The 19,411-nt window shown below is 71.9% G+C and carries 15 protein-coding genes; 8 read left to right on the forward strand and 7 right to left on the reverse strand.

All coding sequences use genetic code 11. The features are described 5' to 3' along the window. Positions 1 to 168: 168 nt before the first annotated feature. From ACZ7RU_RS06715 to ACZ7RU_RS06725, 3 genes are all read right to left on the reverse strand, one after another. Entirely contained in the window at positions 169 to 1,230 is a 1,062-nt protein-coding gene (locus tag ACZ7RU_RS06715) for a BMP family lipoprotein (protein WP_470339831.1), read from the reverse strand. Between the two features lie 268 nt (positions 1,231 to 1,498). Beyond that, complete coding sequence (locus ACZ7RU_RS06720) at positions 1,499 to 2,752, reverse strand: amidohydrolase (RefSeq protein WP_470339832.1); 1,254 nt, start codon at positions 2,750 to 2,752, stop codon at positions 1,499 to 1,501. Positions 2,753 to 2,963: 211 nt separating this feature from the next. Next, positions 2,964 to 4,553 (reverse strand): acyl-CoA mutase large subunit family protein, encoded by a 1,590-nt coding sequence (locus ACZ7RU_RS06725; RefSeq protein ID WP_470339833.1) that lies wholly within the window; start codon positions 4,551 to 4,553, stop codon positions 2,964 to 2,966. Positions 4,554 to 4,682: 129 nt separating this feature from the next. Between ACZ7RU_RS06725 and ACZ7RU_RS06730 the strand changes: the two genes are divergently transcribed. The 6 genes from ACZ7RU_RS06730 (at position 4,683) to ACZ7RU_RS06755 (ending at position 10,021) form a co-directional block, all read left to right on the forward strand. Then, positions 4,683 to 5,438, forward strand: a complete 756-nt coding sequence (locus tag ACZ7RU_RS06730) for an SDR family oxidoreductase (RefSeq protein ID WP_470339834.1) — start codon at positions 4,683 to 4,685, stop codon at positions 5,436 to 5,438. Positions 5,439 to 5,741: 303 nt separating this feature from the next. Then, a complete protein-coding gene (locus tag ACZ7RU_RS06735) occupies positions 5,742 to 6,227 on the forward strand; it encodes a 2-oxo-4-hydroxy-4-carboxy-5-ureidoimidazoline decarboxylase (protein ID WP_470339835.1) in 486 nt (161 codons plus the stop codon). Positions 6,228 to 6,573: 346 nt separating this feature from the next. Continuing rightward, complete coding sequence (gene sdhC / locus ACZ7RU_RS06740; RefSeq protein WP_033332398.1) at positions 6,574 to 6,954, forward strand: succinate dehydrogenase, cytochrome b556 subunit; 381 nt, start codon at positions 6,574 to 6,576, stop codon at positions 6,952 to 6,954. Positions 6,955 to 6,962: 8 nt separating this feature from the next. Next, a complete protein-coding gene (gene sdhD, locus ACZ7RU_RS06745; RefSeq protein ID WP_392867153.1) occupies positions 6,963 to 7,454 on the forward strand; it encodes a succinate dehydrogenase, hydrophobic membrane anchor protein in 492 nt (163 codons plus the stop codon). A 51-nt stretch (positions 7,455 to 7,505) separates the two neighbouring features. After that, positions 7,506 to 9,248, forward strand: a complete 1,743-nt coding sequence (sdhA, locus tag ACZ7RU_RS06750) for a succinate dehydrogenase flavoprotein subunit (protein ID WP_470339836.1) — start codon at positions 7,506 to 7,508, stop codon at positions 9,246 to 9,248. Next, complete coding sequence (locus tag ACZ7RU_RS06755; RefSeq protein WP_470339837.1) at positions 9,248 to 10,021, forward strand: succinate dehydrogenase iron-sulfur subunit; 774 nt, start codon at positions 9,248 to 9,250, stop codon at positions 10,019 to 10,021. The genes sdhA and ACZ7RU_RS06755 overlap by 1 nt, the downstream gene beginning before the upstream one ends. 86 nt (positions 10,022 to 10,107) lie before the next feature. On the opposite strand, the gene ACZ7RU_RS06760 is transcribed toward ACZ7RU_RS06755, so the two are convergent. Beyond that, entirely contained in the window at positions 10,108 to 11,760 is a 1,653-nt protein-coding gene (locus ACZ7RU_RS06760; protein ID WP_470339838.1) for a hypothetical protein, read from the reverse strand. A 91-nt stretch (positions 11,761 to 11,851) separates the two neighbouring features. Further along, on the reverse strand, positions 11,852 to 12,109 hold the full coding sequence (locus ACZ7RU_RS06765) for an SCO4848 family membrane protein (protein WP_470339839.1): 258 nt from the start codon (positions 12,107 to 12,109) through the stop codon (positions 11,852 to 11,854). Positions 12,110 to 12,248: 139 nt separating this feature from the next. Between ACZ7RU_RS06765 and ACZ7RU_RS06770 the strand changes: the two genes are divergently transcribed. Continuing rightward, a complete protein-coding gene (locus ACZ7RU_RS06770) occupies positions 12,249 to 13,466 on the forward strand; it encodes a D-alanyl-D-alanine carboxypeptidase family protein (RefSeq protein WP_470339840.1) in 1,218 nt (405 codons plus the stop codon). A 27-nt stretch (positions 13,467 to 13,493) separates the two neighbouring features. Here the strand turns inward: ACZ7RU_RS06770 and ACZ7RU_RS06775 are convergent, their stop codons facing one another. After that, on the reverse strand, positions 13,494 to 14,489 hold the full coding sequence (locus tag ACZ7RU_RS06775) for a YihY/virulence factor BrkB family protein (protein WP_470339841.1): 996 nt from the start codon (positions 14,487 to 14,489) through the stop codon (positions 13,494 to 13,496). Between the two features lie 102 nt (positions 14,490 to 14,591). Then, on the reverse strand, positions 14,592 to 15,590 hold the full coding sequence (locus ACZ7RU_RS06780; RefSeq protein ID WP_470339842.1) for a glycosyltransferase family 2 protein: 999 nt from the start codon (positions 15,588 to 15,590) through the stop codon (positions 14,592 to 14,594). 134 nt (positions 15,591 to 15,724) lie between these two features. On the opposite strand from ACZ7RU_RS06780, the gene ACZ7RU_RS06785 reads away from it, so the two are divergent. Further along, on the forward strand, positions 15,725 to 19,297 hold the full coding sequence (locus ACZ7RU_RS06785) for a bifunctional glycosyltransferase/CDP-glycerol:glycerophosphate glycerophosphotransferase (RefSeq protein WP_470339843.1): 3,573 nt from the start codon (positions 15,725 to 15,727) through the stop codon (positions 19,295 to 19,297). Positions 19,298 to 19,411: the final 114 nt, after the last annotated feature.

Below are 19,411 nucleotides of genomic sequence, written 5' to 3' on the forward strand. Positions count from 1 at the left end.
CTGGAGGCGCGTCGTTGCGCTCGGAGGGCCAAGGGGGAACGTGGAAGACGGAACGGGGCCCGGGGGTACGCGTTGAGCGCACCCTGCCGGGCCCCTCCCGTGAACTGTGTGGATGCATCGCGCTGCCGGGCAGGCGGCAGGCGCTGCGGCGTCCGGGACGCGCGGTGCTTACTTGACCGGCGCGGTCGGAATGGTGGTGGCGCCGGACTTGATCGCGTCGGCGGCGGCCTTCAGCTTGTCCTGGATGTCGTCGATCTTGCCGCCGGTGGTGGCGAGCGAGACACCCTCGGCCTTCAGGTCGAACAGCTTGACGCCGGTCGGGCTCTGGCCCTGCTTGACCGACTGGACGTACGAGAACACCGCGGTGTCGACGTTCTTGACCATCGAGGTCAGGATGCTGTTCTTGTACTTCGCCAGGGCCGGCTGGCTGGCCTGGTCGGAGTCGACGCCGATGGCCAGCGCGCCCGACTTGTTGGCGACGGCCTCGATGGCGCCGTTGCCGGAGGAGCCGGCGGCGGTGTAGATGACGTCCGCGCCCTTGTCGAGCTGGCCCTGGGCGGCCTCCTTGCCCTTGTCGGGCGAGGCGAAGCCGGTGAAGTCCGGCGGGGTGGTCAGGTACGTGGTCTCGACCGTGATGTTCGGGTCGACGGACTTCACGCCCGCGGTGTAGCCGGCCTCGAACTTCTTGATCAGCTCGGACTGCACACCGCCGATGAAGCCGACGTGCTTGGCCCTCGACTTGTTCGCGGCGGCGACGCCGGCCAGGTACGAGCCCTCCTGCTCGGCGAAGAGCAGCGAGGTGACGTTGGCCGGCTGGTCCTTGTCGTTCGAGTCGATGATCGCGAACTTGACGCCCGGGTTGTCCTTGGCGACCTTGTTGACCGCCTGCTGGTAGACGAAGCCGACCGCGACGATGGTCTTGTAGCCACCGTCGATCAGGTTCTTGAGGCGGGTCTCCTTGTCGGCCTCGGCCTCGCCCTGCTTGGCCTCGGCCTCGGTCACGGAGACGCCCAGCTCGGACTTGGCCTTGTCGAGACCACGGGCGGCGGAGTCGTTGAACGACTGGTCGCCGCGGCCGCCGATGTCGTAGGCCATGCCGACCTTGATCGAGCCGTCGCCCGAGCCGGAAGAGGAGGAGGTGTCGGTGCTCTTTGCGCCGCAAGCGGCGAGCGAGGCCATGCCCAGGGAACCCGAGAGCACAACCGCGGCGAGCTTCATTGAACGGCGCAAGGGGATATCTCCTTCTACACGCAACCGTTTGGCGTGGTCGGACGCCACCGTAACGCGCGTAGAACACGGTTGTGTTACGGGGTGCCGGAGCATTCGGGTTGTTATCAAACCGTGGTCTGATGCTCGCCCCGAGGCTCTATCCCCTGCGCGGACGGTGATCCGAGGTCGGTCCGGCCAGTCTACGGAACGGTTCCGGAACCTCCGGATCCACTGTTCCGCCCGTGTCGGCCGCACCGCCCCGGGTCCGTCGCCGGCTGTCGCCGCGCCGTCAGCTGCCGTCCGCCTCCAGGGCCAGCGCCGAGAACAGCTCCACGCCGATGCCGATCGACCGTTCGTCCACGTCGAAGCGGCCCTGGTGCAGGTCGCGGACGGTGGCGTCACCGGGGGCGCGGACGCCCAGCCGGGCCAGGGCGCCCGGGGCGTGCTCCAGGTACCAGGAGAAGTCCTCGCCGCCCAGGCTCTGCTCGGTGCCCTCCACGACCACGGCGCCGTCCCGGCCGAAACGGTCGTTCATCGCCTCGTCCAACCGGGCGACCGAGACCGCCTCGTTGACCACCGGCGGCACCCCGCGGTGGTAGTCCAGCGTCCACTTGGCCCGGTAGGTCTCGGCCAGCTTGGCGATCAGCTCGTGCAGCAGGTCCGGCGCCTCGCGCCAGCCGTCCAGCTCCAGGCAGCGGACGGTGCCCTCCAGTTCGGCGTGCTGCGGGATGACGTTGGCCGCGGAGCCGGAGGCGACCCGCCCCCAGACCAGGCTGACGCCCCAGCGCGGGTCCATCCGGCGGGCCAGCGCACCCGGGAGGTCGGCGGCCATCCGGGCGACGGCGGTGACCAGATCGGTGGTCAGGTGCGGACGGGCGGTGTGCCCGCCGGGGCCGTCCAGGTGGAGCACCAGGCGGTCGCAGGCCGAGGTGATCGCCCCGACCCGCAGGGCGATCCGGCCGACCTCCACCTTCGGGTCGCAGTGCACCGCGAAGATCCGCCCGACGCCCGCCATCCCGCCGGCCTTGATCACGTCCAGCGCGCCGCCCGGCATGACCTCCTCGGCGGGCTGGAACACCAGCCGGACGGGGCGGCGCAGTTCGCCGGTGCGGGCGGCCTCCGCCAGCACCAGGCCGGTGCCGAGCACCACCGAGGTGTGCACGTCGTGGCCGCAGGCGTGGGCCCGGCCGGGGACGGAGGAGCGGTACGGCACGTCGGTCTTGGCGTCGTCGATCGGCAGCGCGTCGATGTCGGCGCGGAAGGCCAGGAACTCCGTACCCGGGGCGGTGCCGGGCGGGACGATGTCGACGAGCATGCCGGTGCCGCCGGGCAGCACCCGGGGTTCGAGGCCGGCCGCCACCAGCCGGTCGCGCAGCAGCCCGGTGGTTCGGAACTCCTGGCGGCCCAGCTCCGGGTGCCGGTGCAGATCACGACGGAAGGCGATCAGCTCGGGCTCCAGCGCCCGTACCCGGTCGCGCAGATCGGCGGCGGGGCGTGCGGCGGCGAGAGTGGTGCCCGACTGAGCGGGCTCAGGACGGTTCATCTCGCCAATCGTAGGCCTGTTGGGGGGATTTGGCCTGACTTCCGGAAAATTAGTCTCCGGATGGGTGCATACCGGCCTGACACGTGGGTATGACATCTTGTTTCAGCCGCCTTCCCCGGGTTGCGTGCCCTGTGCAACGATCCCTCCGGCCGGCGGTCACGGCCACCACCGCCCGGCGGCACCGACGGGTTGACGACCGCTCAGCCGGAGGTCAGAAGCGCTCCACCGGGGCGTACGTCCCCCACACCCCGCGCAGCGCGTCGCACACCTCGCCGACGGTGGCCCGGGCGGCCAGCGCCTCCTTCATCGGGTACAGCACGTTCTCCGTCCCCTCGGCGGTGCGGCGCAGCGCGTCCAGCGTCCGGGTGACGGCGCCGGCCGAGCGCTCGGCCCGCAGCCGGGCCAGCCGCCGCGCCTGCCGCCGCTCGATCGCCGGGTCCACCCGCAGCGGCTGGTAGGGCTCCTCCGTGTCCGACCGGAAGCGGTTGACGCCGACCACGGTCCGCTCCCCGGAGTCGGTCTCCTGCTGGAGCCGGTAGGCGGTGCGCTCGATCTCGCCCTTCTGGAAGCCGCGTTCGATCGCGGCCACCGCGCCGCCCTGCTCCTCGATCCGGTCCATCAGCGCCCGCGCGGCGTCCTCCAGCTCGTCGGTGAGCGACTCGACGGCGTAGGAGCCGGCGAACGGGTCCACGGTGGCGGTCACGTCGGTCTCGTACGCGAGCACCTGCTGGGTGCGCAGGGCGAGCCGGGCGGCCTTCTCGGTGGGCAGCGCGATCGCCTCGTCGAATCCGTTGGTGTGCAGCGACTGGGTGCCGCCGAGCACCGCGGCGAGCGCCTGGACGGTGACCCGGGCCAGGTTGACCTCGGGCTGCTGGGCGGTGAGCTGCACTCCCGCGGTCTGGGTGTGGAAGCGCAGCATCTGCGAGCGCGGGTCCCGGGCACCGAATCCGTCCCGCATGATTCCGGCCCAGATCCTCCGGGCCGCCCGGAACTTGGCCACTTCCTCCAGAAGGGTCGTCCGGGCCACGAAGAAGAAGGAGAGCCGGGGCGCGAAGTCGTCCACGGCCATCCCGGCGGCGAGCGCGGTACGGACGTAGGCGATGCCGTTGGCCAGGGTGAAGGCGACCTCCTGCGCGGGATCGGCGCCGGCCTCGGCCATGTGGTAGCCGGAGATGGAGATGGTGTTCCAGCGCGGGATCTCGGCCCGGCAGTACCGGAAGACGTCGGCGACCAGCCGCAGCGAGGGCTGCGGCGGGAAGATGTAGGTGCCGCGGGCGATGTACTCCTTCAGCACGTCGTTCTGGACCGTGCCGGTGAGCGCCGCCGGCGCCACCCCCTGGGCCTCGGCGACCAGCCGGTAGAGGAGCAGGAGCAGGGCGGCGGGCGCGTTGATGGTCATCGAGGTGGACACCCCGCCGAGCGGGATGCCGTCGAACAGCACCGCCATGTCGTCCACGCTGTCCACGGCGACGCCCACCCTGCCGACCTCCCCGGCGGCGAGCGGCGCGTCCGAGTCGTAGCCCATCTGGGTGGGCAGGTCGAAGGCGACCGAGAGGCCGGTGCCGCCGCCCGCGATCAGCTGCCGGTAGCGGGCGTTGGACTCGGCGGCGGTACCGAAGCCCGCGTACTGGCGCATCGTCCAGGGGCGGCCGGTGTACATCGTCGGATAGACGCCCCGGGTGAACGGGTACTCCCCCGGCCGGCCCAGCCGGGCGCCGGCGTCCCAGCCGGCCAGGGACTCGGGGCCGTACAGCGGTTCGATCCCGAAGCCCGACTCGGCGCGGCGCGGCTCGGCTGCCATGGGTGCCTCCTGCGGAACTGGGAGGGGGGTCCTCGCGATGTCTCGCAATGTAGGGCCTGACCGGCCCGCCGGGGCGGCGACGCGGTTGAGATGATCGGGTGAACGACCGATGAGCCCCAGGGAGTGGCAATGACCGAGCAGAAGGTGGCCGTGGTCACCGGTGCCAGCAGCGGGATCGGCGCGGCGACCGCCCGCCGGCTGGCCGCCGAGGGTTTCGACGTGGTGCTGACCGCCCGCCGGACCGACCGCGTCGAGGCGCTGGCCAAGGAGATCGCCGACGGGGGCGGCTCCGCCCGGGCGGTCACCCTGGACGTCACCGACCGGGCCGCGGTGGACGCCTTCGCGGCCGCGATCGGCCGGGTGGACGTCCTGGTGAACAACGCCGGCGGCGCGATCGGCGCCGAGACCGTCGAGCACGGCGACCCGGCCGACTGGCGGGCCATGTACGAGGTGAACGTGCTCGGCGTGCTGCACGTGACCCAGGCCCTGCTGCCGGCCCTGCGGGCCACCGGCGACGGCACGGTGCTGGTGCTCTCCTCGACCGCCGCGCTGGCCGCGTACGAGGGCGGCGGCGGGTACGTCGCCGCCAAGCACGCCGCGCACACCATCGCCGCCACGCTGCGGCTGGAGCTGTGCGGGGAGCCGATCCGGGTGATCGAGATCGCGCCCGGCATGGTGAAGTCCGAGGGCTTCGCGGTCACCCGCTTCCGCGGCGACGAGGAGAAGGCCGCCGCGGTGTACGCGGGCGTGGCCGAACCGCTCACCTCGGAGGACGTCGCGGACACCGTGGCGTGGGCGGTCACCCGCCCCTCGCACGTGAACATCGACCTGCTGGTGGTCCGCCCCCGGGCCCAGGCCGCCAACCACAAGGTCCACCGCGGCTGAGCCGGGGCCCGTCCCGAGGGGCCGGCGGACGACGGCGGGGAGGGCGCTGACGTGCAGGTGTCAACGTCACAACTTGATAGCTCGTCCGGATGAATTCGGCGCGCGCCCTCCCCAACTGATGATGGCTCAACTACCTTTGAGGCGCAGCCCGACCGGTGCCCGCGCGCCCCTCGGCAGCCCCTCTTCCACCCGCTCACCACCCCCCCTTCACCGGCACCTTCCCGCCCTCACGAGGAGGACCCGCTGGCCAGCGACATCCCGTCACAGCGGCTCGACGTCAGAACAGAGCCGACCCTCCTCGGGTTGCACCGCTTCAACGAAGCCGACGCCGGCGCTGCCGAGGAGGCCCTGCTGGCCTGCTGCGGCAGCCACCGCTGGGCCCTTCGCCTCACCGCGCACCGGCCCTACCCCGACATCGAGTCCCTGCTGGCCGCCGCCAGCGAGGCCTCCTACGACCTCCGCCCGACCGACCTCGCCGAGGCGCTGGCGGACGAGAGCTGGATGCCGCAGCCGCTCCTCGGCATGCGGGCCCCCGGAAGCCAGGCCGCCCACACCGCGCTGCGGGCGGCGCACGCCGCGTACGAGGCCCGGTTCGGGCACGTCTTCGTGGTCTGCCTGGAGCGGGTCGTCCCGGAGGAGATGCTCGACACCGTGCTCTCCTCCATCCGCACCCGGCTCGCCAACGACCCGGACGAGGAGCGGCTGATCGCGTCCGACGAACTCCGCCGGATCGCCCTCACCCGACTGGAGCACCTGGTCGCCACCCCTACGGAGGCCGCGGCGCGCTGACCCCGCAGCACACACCCCGACCGCACCCGTACGGGTGACTCCACCCGCGAACCCACCCGGACGGGTGAATCCGGAGCACCACCGGAGCCGAACCGCCCCGAGCCCGGACCGCCGCGCCCCGCACCCTCCGGTGCGGGGCGTGAGTGCGCCGTCACCCGCCGTGGCGAAGGCCGGTCCGGTTCCCGCCCCGCTAGGCCAGAAGTGCCTGATTGATCACACCTGGGGCCCCCGGAGGCGGTTCCCGAGAAGGCGTCGATAGGATGCTGGCGGCCGGTGGACCGTACCCGGCCGGGCTGACCGACACCGAAGCCGGCCGAGCCCCCAATCGCTTCCGGAGGGTTTTTCCGTGCCGGCTGGAACGCTGTACCGCGGCCGGGAAGGCATGTGGAGCTGGGTGGCTCATCGAGTCACCGGCGTCCTCATCTTCTTCTTCCTGTTCGCCCACGTCCTGGACACCGCCCTCGTGCGAGTGTCGCCGGAGTCCTACGACACCGTCATCCAGACGTACAAGACTCCGCTCGTGAACCTGATGGAGTACGGCCTGGTGGCCGCCATCCTGTTCCACGCTCTCAACGGCCTGCGCGTCGTCGCAGTGGACTTCTGGTCCAAGGGCCCGAAGTACCAGAAGCAGATGCTCTGGACCGTCGTCGGCGTCTGGGTCGTCCTGATGGCCGGTTCCTTCTACGGGATCCTCCAGCACACGCTGATCTCCTGGTTCGGGAAGTGAGCCGAGACATGTCCACGGAAATCTCCGACGCCATCGTCGTCCCCTCGAAGCAGGCGCACACCGGCAAGGGACTGGGCACCGGCAACCCGGCCGACGCGTTCGTCATCGAGCCTCCGCGCCAGCGGACCAAGAAGACCCCGCGTCGCACCCGCACCAACTTCGAGATGCTGGCCTGGCTCTTCATGCGCCTGTCCGGCATCGTCCTGGTCGTGCTGATCCTCGGCCACCTGCTGATCATGCTGGTGCTCGACGGCGGCGTCTCCAAGATCGGCTTCGCCTTCGTGGCCGGCCGCTGGGCCTCGCCGTTCTGGCAGGGCTGGGACCTGCTGATGCTCTGGCTCGCCATGCTGCACGGCGCCAACGGCATGCGTCAGGTCATCAACGACTACGCCGAGAAGGACTCGACCCGGCTCTGGCTCAAGGGGCTCATGGGTACCGCCACGGTCTTCACCGTGCTGCTGGGCACCCTGGTGATCTTCACCTTCGACCCCAACATCTGAGCCGCGAGCACCATCGACCATCGGCAGAGGCCAGAGGCGAGTTAACCCCCCATGCAGATTCACCAGTACGACACCGTCATCGTCGGCGCCGGCGGCGCCGGCATGCGCGCGGCCATCGAGTCGACGCAGCGCAGCCGCACCGCCGTCCTGACCAAGCTCTACCCGACCCGGTCCCACACCGGCGCGGCCCAGGGCGGCATGTGCGCCGCCCTGGCCAACGTCGAGGAGGACAACTGGGAGTGGCACACCTTCGACACGGTCAAGGGCGGTGACTACCTGGTCGACCAGGACGCCGCCGAGATCATGTGCAAGGAGGCCATCGACGCCGTCCTCGACCTGGAGAAGATGGGTCTGCCCTTCTCCCGCACCGAGCAGGGCCGGATCGACCAGCGCCGCTTCGGCGGTCACTCCCGCAACCACGGCGAGGCCCCGGTCCGCCGCTCGTGCTACGCGGCCGACCGCACCGGCCACATGATCCTCCAGACGCTGTTCCAGAACTGCGTCAAGCACGGCGTCGAGTTCTTCAACGAGTACTACGTCCTCGACCTGCTGATCAACGAGGGCAAGACGGCCGGCGTCGTCGCGTACGAGCTGGCCACCGGCGAGATCCACGTCTTCCAGGCCAAGTCGGTCGTGTTCGCCTCCGGCGGCACCGGCAAGTTCTTCAAGGTCTCCTCCAACGCCCACACCCTCACCGGTGACGGCCAGGCCCTGGTCTACCGCCGCGGCCTGCCGCTGGAGGACATGGAGTTCTTCCAGTTCCACCCGACGGGCATCTGGCGCATGGGCATCCTGCTCACCGAGGGCGCCCGCGGCGAGGGCGGCATCCTGCGCAACAAGGACGGCGAGCGCTTCATGGAGCGCTACGCCCCCGTCATGAAGGACCTCGCGTCCCGTGACGTCTGCTCCCGCGCGATCTACACCGAGATCCGCGAGGGTCGCGGCTGCGGTCCGGACGGCGACCACGTCTACCTGGACCTGACCCACCTGCCGCCGGAGCAGCTGGACGCCAAGCTGCCGGACATCACCGAGTTCGCGCGCACCTACCTCGGCATCGAGCCCTACACGGACCCGATCCCGATCCAGCCCACCGCGCACTACGCCATGGGCGGCATCCCGACCAACGTCGAGGGTGAGGTCCTGCGCAACAACACCGACGTCGTCCCGGGCCTGTACGCGGCCGGCGAGGTCGCCTGCGTGTCCGTGCACGGCGCCAACCGCCTGGGCACCAACTCGCTGCTGGACATCAACGTGTTCGGCAAGCGCGCGGGCATCGCCGCCGCCGACTACGCCAACGCGAACGAGTTCGTCGAGCTGCCCGAGAACCCGGCCGAGAAGGTCCAGGCCCTGGTCGACGGCCTGCGCGAGGGCACCGGCACCGAGTCCGTGGCGCAGATCCGCAAGGAGCTGCAGGAGACCATGGACACCAACGCCATGGTGTACCGCACCGGCGCCACCCTGAAGCAGGCGGTCGAGGACATCGCCGCGCTGAAGGAGCGCTACAAGAACGTCTCCATCCAGGACAAGGGCTTCCGGTACAACACGGACCTGCTGGAGGCCGTCGAGCTGGGCAACCTGCTCGACCTGGCCGAGGTGCTGGCCGTCTCCGCGCTGGCCCGCGAGGAGTCCCGCGGCGGCCACTACCGCGAGGACTTCCCGACCCGTGACGACGTGAAGTTCATGCAGCACACCATGGCGTACCAGGAGGTTGCCGCCGACGGCACCACCTCCATCCGCCTCGACTACAAGCCGGTCGTCACGACCCGCTACCAGCCGATGGAGCGTAAGTACTGATGAGCACTCCGACCGTGGAGAAGCACTCGGCCGCTCTGGACGCGGCTGAGGCGGGCGGCGTCCAGCTGATCACCGTCACCTTCCGGATCCGCCGGTTCAACCCGGAGGAGCACCCGGACCCGGTGTGGGTCGACTACCAGCTGACCCTGGACCCGAAGGAGCGCGTCCTGGACGCGCTCAACAAGATCAAGTGGGAGCAGGACGGCACCCTCACCTACCGCCGTTCCTGCGCGCACGGCATCTGCGGCTCCGACGCCATGCGGATCAACGGCCGCAACCGGCTGGCGTGCAAGACCCTGATCAAGGACGTCAACCCGGAGAAGCCGATCACGATCGAGGCCATCAAGGGCCTGACGGTCCTCAAGGACCTGGTCGTGGACATGGACCCGTTCTTCCAGGCGTACAAGGACGTCATGCCGTTCCTCATCACCAAGGGGAACGAGCCGACCCGTGAGCGCCTCCAGTCCGCCGAGGACCGCGAGCGCTTCGACGACACCACCAAGTGCATCCTGTGCGCCGCGTGCACGTCGTCCTGCCCGGTGTTCTGGAACGACGGCCAGTACTTCGGCCCGGCCGCCATCGTCAACGCGCACCGCTTCATCTTCGACTCGCGCGACGAGGGCGCCGAGCAGCGCCTGGAGATCCTCAACGACCGTGAGGGCGTGTGGCGCTGCCGCACCACCTTCAACTGCTCCGAGGCCTGCCCGCGCGGCATCGAGGTCACCAAGGCGATCCAGGAAGTGAAGCGGGCCCTGGTCACCCGCCGCTTCTGATCCCCGCCTGACAACCCGGAGGCCCCCGTCCCGATCCACCGATCGGGCCGGGGGCCTCCGCGTTCTCCTGGCGCGGCGCGCCTCTCCTAGCGCAGGGCGCCGAGGTCCTTCGGCGCGGACCAGCCGCTGAAGGTCACCAGGTGCCGGTCGGGGGTCACGGCCCACAGGTCCGGCTTGCCGTCCCCGTCACCGTCGCCCGCGCTGTCGAGCGTCGGGTAGGCGGCGGTGGTGAAGCCGGTGGCGACCACGTTCGCCGAGGGGTCGGCGAGGGCGGAGAAGTCGAGCAGGGAGTTGGCCTTCCTGGTCACCGGGTAGGCGTGCAGGTTACCGGTGGCCCGCTCGCGCGCCCACACGGTGAGGTTGCCGGAGGCGTCCGCGCCGGGGGCGATCAGGTCGTAGCCGCTCCAGTCGCCGGTGGTGGCGACGGGCTGGGCGTACGCGTAGTCACGGGACTGGTCGTAGTAGGCGTAGAGCTTGCCGTGCTCCACCGCGAGAAGCGTCGGGAGGGACGGCGAGGCCGCGCCGAAGCGGCCGCCGACCGCGACGAGCTGGTCTGCGGCGGACCAGTCCGCGGCGTAGTCCTCGGGGCAGGCGCCCTGCTCGTCGGCGGCGTCGATGCAGTCGGACGGCTTCCACGCGAGGGTGGGCAGCCGGTCGCTGAAGTCGCCCTTGCTCCAGTTGGCGTAGACGTACAGGACCTGGGCGTTGTCCTTGGGCCGCACGACCAGGTCGTCGCCGGGCCCGTGGATGTTGGCCCAGCCCCGGTGCAGCACCAGGTCGTCCTTCCAGCCGGCGCGCAGCGGGGCGAGCACGGCCGGGACGGTGGAGGTCGGGGTGGTGTCCTCGGCGGCGGCGCTGATGATCTGCAGGTCGCCCTGGGCGTCCGGGAGCAGGATGTCCGGGACGGCGTCGCCGTCCACGTCGCCGGGGACGGCCGGCTTCGGACGCGAGTCCCAGGGGGCGAAGAACGAGTAGCTGAACGGCTGGCTGACGTTGCCCGCGTCGTCCATGGCCTGGACGGTCAGGATGTTGGCGCCCCAGTCCTTGGGCTTGAGGGTCAGCTGGGCGGTGCCGTCGGCGCCCGCCTTGACGGTGTGTCCGGAGGCACAGTCCCAGCCGACGCCCAGCGAGCCGTTCAGCACGTACCGGTAGCAGGCCACCCCGGAGGCCTGGCCGCCGGCCGGGACGGCGTCGAGGCCCTTGAGGGTGAAGACGCCGTTCTCACCCGCGTACTTGCCGGGGGTGGTGCCGGAGCCGCTCTCCGGGAAGTCGGTGGAGGAGACGGACACACCCGGGTGGGTCAGGTCGACCCGGAAGTGGCACGTCGGAGCGGGCTTGCCGCTGCCCGGGTCGTAGTCGGGCCAGGTCTGCCAGGAGTAGGAGTGGCCGTCCGCCAGGCCGCTGGTGGCCAGCTTGGCGGCGCCGCCGGTGACATCGACGGCGGTGTCGACGATCTTGTCGCGCTCCGGGGTCGAGTCGTCCCAGACCTTGAAGCGCACCTGCGGCGAGGTGGCCGAGACGCTCAGCACCGGGTTCGCGACCTCCAGCCAGCCGGGGGCGGTGGTGTCGTCGCAGGCGTCGGTGCGGACGCCCGTGGCGGCGAAGCCCGGTGCGGGCAGCGCCTTCGGGCCGGTGACCGCGTTCCCCGGTACGGCGGCGGCGCCCGGCGCCGCGAGCAGGCCGGCGGCGAGCGCCGCCGCGGTGGCCCCACCGATGCGGCGGGCGTGTCGAAGTGTCATGGAGGTTCCCCACCCCTTGTGTCCACCGGACCGGTTCCGTGTGGAGGCGGTGAGGATCTTGCCAGTGGGGACTGACAGCGGCAATGGGAATTCAGTCGGTGGCCGGGGTGCGGCGGGTGGCGCGGAGGCCGCGGAGGCCGATGGTGCCGACGGCGATGCCGAGGGCGAAGGAGGTGACGGCGAGGAGGAGGTGGACCCAGAAGAAGGCGGTGGGCTGGGAGTGGTCGCCGTTGGTGAAGGCCTGGCCGCCGGAGTCCTTCCAGAGGTTCTTGACGAAGGTCGTCCAGATGACGATCGACCAGACCCCGAAGGCGGTCAGGAACCAGGAGGTGCGGCGGCTGAGCTTCATGGGGGTTCCTCGGCGTGTGAAGGCGGTGTGCGTCCCCAGTATGCGCGGCCGCCGATCGGCGTACGGCGGGCCCCTCCTGCGGAGTGGACGGGCCCCCGGGGGGAGGGCGCGGGGAGCCCCGAGTGGGTACGGTCTGCTGGTGCCCACTCCCCGTCACACGTTCGCGCGCCTGTGCGGCGCGCTCACCGCGGCCCTACCGGTACTGCTCGCCGCCCCGGCGGGCGCGGCCCCGCAGCAGCCGCCCCCGTCGGTCGCGATCGGCGGCGAGCGGCTCGGGCTCCCCGGGGTGCAGGTCGCCCCGCTGGCAGGTGCCCCGCCACTGCCCACCGACCTCACCGGCCAGTCCTGGATAGTCTCCGACGCGGCGTCGGGAGAGGTGCTGGCGGCCAGCAATCCGCATCTGCGGCTGCCCCCGGCGAGCACCCTGAAGATCCTCTTCGCGGACACCGTGCTGCCCAAGTTCGACCGCGACGCGGTGCACCGGGTGGCCGACGAGGAGATCCAGGGGATCGGTCCCGGCAGCAGCCTGGTCGGCATCAAGGAGAACCTGGACTACCGGGTCGAGGACCTGTGGCGCGGGGTGTTCCTGAGCTCCGGCAACGACGCGGTGCACGTCCTGGCGCACATGAACGGCGGCGTCCAGCGGACCGTCGCCGAGATGCAGGCGCGCGCCGACGCGCTCCAGGCGCGGGACACCAGGGTGGTCTCCCCCGACGGCTACGACATGGACGGCCAGGTCTCCTCGGCCTACGACCTGTCGCTGTTCGCCCGGGCCGGCCTGCGCAACGCGGACTTCCGGATGTACTGCGCCACCCGGGACGCGATGTTCCCGGGCGCCGTCGACCGGAACACCGGCCAGCGCGGCAGCTTCGGGATCGCCAACACCGACCGGCTGCTGGGCAAGTACCCGGGCCTGATCGGGGTGAAGAACGGCACCACCACCAACGCCGGCTCGACCTTCGTCGGCGCCGCCGAGCGCGACGGCCGCACCCTGCTGGTGACGGTGATGCACCCGGCCGGCTACCAGAAGGTGTACGACGAGACGGCCGCCCTGCTGGACTGGGGCTTCGCCGCGGCCGGCAAGGTGCAGCCGGTCGGCAGGCTGGTCGACGAGCTCCCGCCCGGCGGCGCCGAGCCGACCGGCCAGGCCGGCGGCACCGACGGCACGCCCGCGCCGCCTCCGCACCCCTCGGCCGCCGCCACCCCGGCCACCCCGGCCGCGGCTGGGGCCGCGGCGGCCGGGGACGGCGGGTTCGGGCTCGGCGGCTGGTCGTCCGTGGCGCCGGCCGTGGTGCTGGCCGGCGCCGCGGCCGGGTACGGCGCGGTGGTGCTGCGGCGGCGCCGCTCCGCCCGCTGACCCGCCGGGCGTCGGCGGGGCCCGGCCTCAGTCCGAGGGCCGGGCCCCGCCCTTCTCCCCCGCCGTCTCCTCCTGCGCGGCCCGGGCGCCCCGCTCCGCCTCCTCCCGCTCGGCCGCCGCCTCCGCCTCGTCGGCCGCCTCCAGCAGCGTCCGTCCGTGCGCCCTGGTCCGTTCCCGGGCGGCCACCGGGTCGGCCGTCGCCGTCCAGGCCACGCAGTACATCAGCAGCCGGGAGACGAAGTTGATCCACAGCAGCAGCGCCACCGGTGTCGCGAACGCCCCGTACAGGCTCCGTCCGGCGACCGAGCCCAGGTAGGAGGCGAGCAGGAGCTTCAGCAGCTCGAAGCCGACCGAGCCGATCAGCGCGCCCTGCACGAGGTCCCGGCGGCGCTGGTCGGTGATCCCGGGGAAGGGCGCCAGCAGGTAGGCGAAGAGCAGCATGTCGCACGCTATGGCGATCAGCACGCCCACCGCCGTCAGCAGGTAACCGCTGCCCAGGCCGGCCGCGTCGGCGATCCGGCCGGCCAGCGTGGTCCCGACGGCGGAGACGCCCAGCGAGAACAGCGACACCAGGCCGAGGCCGGCCAGCACCGCCACGTCCCAGGCCTTGCGCAGCACCGGGTTGCCGTCCTCCTGGGGCAGCTGCCACAGGTCGCGGATCGAGGTGCGCATGGTGTCCACCCAGCCGAGGCCGGAGACCAGCAGCAGCGCCCCGCCGACCAGTCCGACGGTGCCCGCGTTGGCCACCAGGGCGGGCAGGTCGATCGCGTCCGAGATCCCCGGCAGCTGGTCGGAGATGTGCCCCTGCAACTCGTGCACCCGGCTGTCGCTCAGCGCCGCGGCGGCGATCGCCAGGCCCACCGTGAGCAGGGGGAAGAGGGCGAGGAAGCCGAAGAACGTGACGGCGCCGGCCAGCCGGTTGCCCCGGGCGGCGGAGAGGTACTCGTACACCCGGTACGGGCGGCTGCGCAGCACCCGGGCCACGAGCGGGCCGACGACCGGCAGTCGGGTCAGGAAGTCCACCCACCGGTTATACCGGCCTGTCCCCCGAATGGGCGTCAGGCGGGCCCAGGGCGCGGCCCGTCGGTCGCCGCGGACCCGGGAGCGGCCGGCCGGACGGGCCGGCTACCGCTTGACGAGTCGGCGGGCCTTGGCGAGGGCCCGGACGGCCTGGTAGGCGCCGTAGCGGCCGTGGCTGAGCAGCTCGGTGCGCACGCCGTCCACGCCGGCCGGCGGCCGGTAGCCGGCCGGCCGCAGCCGGGCGCAGTGCCCGGCGGCCCGGCGGAAGTACTCGCGGCGGTCGCCGGGCGGGACCCGGCCGGGCCTGGAGACCACGGTGTTGAGGTGGTGCAGCATCCGGCCGTAGACGACCGGCCGCCAGCGGTCCAGGTCGGGGCGGCGGTCGAGGAAGGCGAAGACCAGGTCGTACTGGGCGAACACGTCGAAGTGCTTGCGGCTGGCGGTGGCCAGGATGTTGCCGCCCTCCTGGCGCTGGCGGTAGTGCACGCCGACCTGGTCGAGCAGGGTGATCCGGGCGGCGGCGAGCAGCGCCGGGTACGTCCAGGGGGTGTCCTCGTAGTAGCCGGCCGGGAAGACCAGCCGCTGCTCGGTGACGAAGCCGCGGCGGTAGGCCTTGTTCCAGACGACCTGGAGCAGGTCGAGCAGGTCGGGGCGGGCGTCGAGGTCGAAGACGTCCGGGGACGCGGCGCCGAACACGTGCGCGGAGGCGGCCCGGGTGATCCGGCCGTCGGCGTAGGTGCGGGCGTAGTCGTAAACCAGGACGTCCGGTTCACCCGTGGCGGTGAGCCGCTCGTCGACGGCCTTCAGCAATCCGGGCGTCAGCGTGTCGTCGCTGTCGAGGAAGATCACGTAGTCCCCGGTGGCGACCTCCAGGCCGGCGTTGCGGGCCCGGCCGAGGCCGACGTTCTCCGGCAGGTGCAGCACCCGGATCCGGGCGTCGGCGGCGGCGGCCTCGTCCAGCATCGCGCCGCAGCGGTCCGGGGAGTGGTCGTCCACCGCGATCAGCTCGAAGTCCGGGCCGTCCTGGCCGAGCACCGATTCGAGGCACTCGGCGAGGTAGTCCTGGACCTGGTACACGGGGACGATCACGCTGAAACGGGACACGGCCCCAGCGTAGTGGCCCCCGGGCGGGCGGGGTCCCCGGAGGTAGGATCGGGGCGCACGTACGCACCGATCACAAGTGCGGCCAGGCCCCGTACGGGCTGCCACGCTCCTCCAGAGAAAGGCCTGCGTAGCCGATGGCTCCCCGCCTCTCCATCGTCGTCCCGATCTACAACGTCGAGCGCTACCTCGTCGAATGCCTCGACTCGATCGCCGCCCAGACCTTCACGGACTTCGAGTGCGTCATGGTCGACGACGGTTCGAAGGACGGCAGCGCGGCGCTCGCCGAGGCGTACGCGGCCCAGGACTCCCGGTTCCGGCTGGTCCGGCAGGTGAACAAGGGCCTCGGCGCGGCCCGCAACACCGGCATCCGGCACATCGACCCGGACTCCGAGTTCCTGTGCTTCGTGGACAGCGACGACTCGATGCCGCCGAGTGCGTACGAGCTGATGATCAACACGCTGAACGAGACCGGCTCGGACTTCTGCACCGGCAACGTGCTGCGCTTCCGCGCCGTGGGCTACTACCAGTCCGGCGGCCACCTGAAGCCGTTCAAGGAGACCAGGCTCAAGACCCACATCACCGAGATCCCGGCGCTGGTCACCGACCGCACCGCGTGGAACAAGGTGTACCGCCGCTCGTTCTTCGACGCGGCCGGCCTGCTCTACCCCGAGGGCATCCTGTACGAGGACGCCCCGGTCAGCGTGCCGCACCACTACCTGGCCAAGAGCGTGGACGTGCTCTCCGAGCCGATCTACCACTGGCGCGAGCGCGAGGTCGGCGAGATGTCGATCACCCAGATGCGCACCAACCCCAAGGGCCTGATCGACCGGGTCGCCTCGGTCGAGCTGGTCCGCGCCTGGCTGATGAAGCAGGCCGAGCCGCGCTTCGCCGAGTACCTGCGCTCCTACGACGAGAACACCCTCGTCGAGGAGATCCCGATGTTCTTCTCCTCCCTCGTGGAGGGCGACAAGGACTACCGGGACGCCTACCTCCTGCACGTCGGCCGGCTGCTCCGGGCGATCGGCGCCGACCAGGTCGCCCGGCTGCGCGCGCCGCTGCGGCTGAAGTACCACCTGACCCTGTCGGGCCGGATGGACGAGCTGGTCGAGCAGATCACGTACGAGCGCGAGAGCGGCGGCGGCGTCCAGGCCCGCGGTCTGCTGCGCCCGTACGCCGACTACCCGTTCCTGCGCGGCGGGCGCCGGAGCGTGCCGGCCGGGGTGCTCAAGCTGGACAACTCGCTGGTCATCCGCAGCCGGCTGTACAGCAGCGGCTGGGAGGGCGGCAGGCTCCGGATGACCGGGCACGCGTACCCGGAGCAGCTGGGCGCGGCCGGCAAGCACGACATGGTCCGCACCCTGGTGCTGCGCGAGACCAAGGGCCGCCGGGTCATCGCGGTGCCGATGAGGACGACGTACAGCCCCGAGGCCACCGCGAGCTGCCAGCACGACCTGTACAGCTGCGACTGGTCCGGCTTCACCGTCGCCGTCGACCCGAGGAAGCTCCGGCACCGCGGCCAGTGGAAGGACGGCAACTGGCGCGTCCTGGTGGCCGGCGCGGGCAAGGGCGGGGTCTACAAGGGCCGGATCTCGGCCGGGTGGAGCGACAGCGCCCAGTTCCTCCCGTCGCACTGGGTCGAGCCGGACGTGCGGATCGTGCCGTGGGTCCGGGACAACTTCGTCTACCTCCGGGTGGAGACGGTCAAGGCCCGGGTGACCGGCCTGGCCGCGCACGGCGACCGGCTGGAGGTCTCGGGCGCGGCCCGCTCCGGCCCGAGCTTCGCCGGGGCGCGGCTGCGGCTCACCCACACCGAGTCGGACCGCCACGTGAGCTTCCCGCTGGAGCTGGGCACCCCGGTCGGCTCGCTCCAGCCGTTCACCGCGGCCTTCCCCGTCGCCGAGCTGACCGCCGTCCGCGAGGCCTGGGCCGAGCTGGACCCGGTGGCCGCCGAGCGCAGCCGCGACCACTGGGACGGCGCGCTGCTGCTGGCCGACGGCAGCACCATCCCGCTGGCCTGGGACGACCGCAACGCGCCGGAGCGGCTGCACCTGGCGCTGAACCCGCAGGCCCCGGTCGCCGAGCGCCGGGCGCTCTACTCCAAGCCCTCCCCCGAGGGGCGCCTCCAGTTCACCGACCAGGTGCTCCAGCCGATGGTGGACGAGGTGTCCTCGCGCGGCGCCGACGGCTTCCTGCTGAGCGGCTCGTTCCCGCTGCCCGGCGCGCACCGCTGGGAGCTGGTGGTCCGTCACAAGTGGCGCGAGGAGGAGCACGCCTACCCGGTGGAGATCTCGGACGGCCGGTTCCGCACCGCGCTGCCCGCCGTCCCGACGGCCTCCTTCGCCGGCCAGGTGCCGCTCTCCCGGGGCACCTGGAACGTCGTGTTCCGGCCGGTCGGGGTGCCGGTGCCGGAACTGCCGGACGCCGCCGCGCTGGTCACCCCGGACTGCTTCGACGTCCTGCCGGTCGTGGTGGAGTCCCGCGGCAAGCGGATAATGCTGGAGCGCCGCAACCACGACGGGCTGTCACTGGAGTCGGACTCGGTGCTGCTGCCCGAGGAGCGGGCCGGGTTCCGCCAGCGCCAGCTGCAGAGCGTGGACTACCCGGCCGCCCGCCGGCTGCCGGTGCGCGACACGGTCGTCTACCACACCGGCAAGTTCGGCACGTACTCCGGCTCGCCGCGGGCGGTCCACGAGGAGCTGGTCCGCCGCGGCCTGCCGCTGGAGCACCTGTGGGGCAACGACGACATGCAGGCCGAGCTGCCGCAGAGCGCGACCGCGCTCCGCTACCGCAGCCCGGAGTGGTACGAGGCGCTGGCCACCGCCAAGTACGTCGTGGCCAGCACCCACCTGCCCGACTTCTTCGTCCGCCGCCCCGACCAGGTGGTCCTCCAGACCTGGCACGGCACCCCGCTGAAGCAGATCGGCCTCGACTTCGAGAAGGTCTGGTTCACCGACTCCAAGTACCTCAAGAGCCTGGCCCGGGAGGTCCCGAACTGGAGCCTGCTGGTGGCCGGCAACCGCTGGTCGGCCCCGGTGCTGCGGCGCGCCTTCGACTTCAAGGGCGAGATCCTGGAGAGCGGTTCGCCCCGCAACGACCTGCTGTTCGCGGCCGACCGGGAGAAGACCGCCGAGCAGGTCCGGGAGCGGCTCGGCCTGCCCGAGGGCAAGAAGGTCGTGCTCTACGCGCCGACCTGGCGCGAGGACCGGCGCCGGCCGCAGGGCGGCTACCAGATCGACCTGCGGATCGACCTGGCGGCGGCCAGGGCCGCGCTCGGCGACGACCAGGTGCTGCTGGTGCGCCGGCACCACCTGATGTGCGGCCAGATCCCGGGCGCCGGCAACGGCTACATCTGGGACGTCGGCAGCTACCCCGACATGGCCGAGCTGCTGCTGATCGCCGACGTCCTGGTGACGGACTACTCGGCGAGCGTGTTCGACTTCGCGGCGACCGGCAAGCCGATCGTGTTCTTCACCTACGACCTGGAGCACTACCGGGACAACCTGCGCGGCTTCAGCCTGAACTTCGAGGCGGAGGCGCCCGGCCCGATGCCGGCCACCTCCGAGGAGCTCGTCTCGGTGCTCGGCCGGGTGGACGAGGTCGCCGAGGAGTACGCGGACCGGGCGGCCGCGTTCCGCGAGGCGTACTGCGACCTGGACGACGGCAAGGCCGCCGCCCGGGTGGTCGACGCGATGCTCCGCAAGGAGTAGCCCCCGCGCCCGATCCGGAAGGCGCCCGGCACCTCGGTGCCGGGCGCCCGCGCGTGTGCGGGCGCCGTACGGGGACCCCGTCGGGGCGGTTCGGCCGGGGCAGGTCACCGGCGC

This window comes from Kitasatospora sp. NPDC114501, from assembly GCF_055633695.1.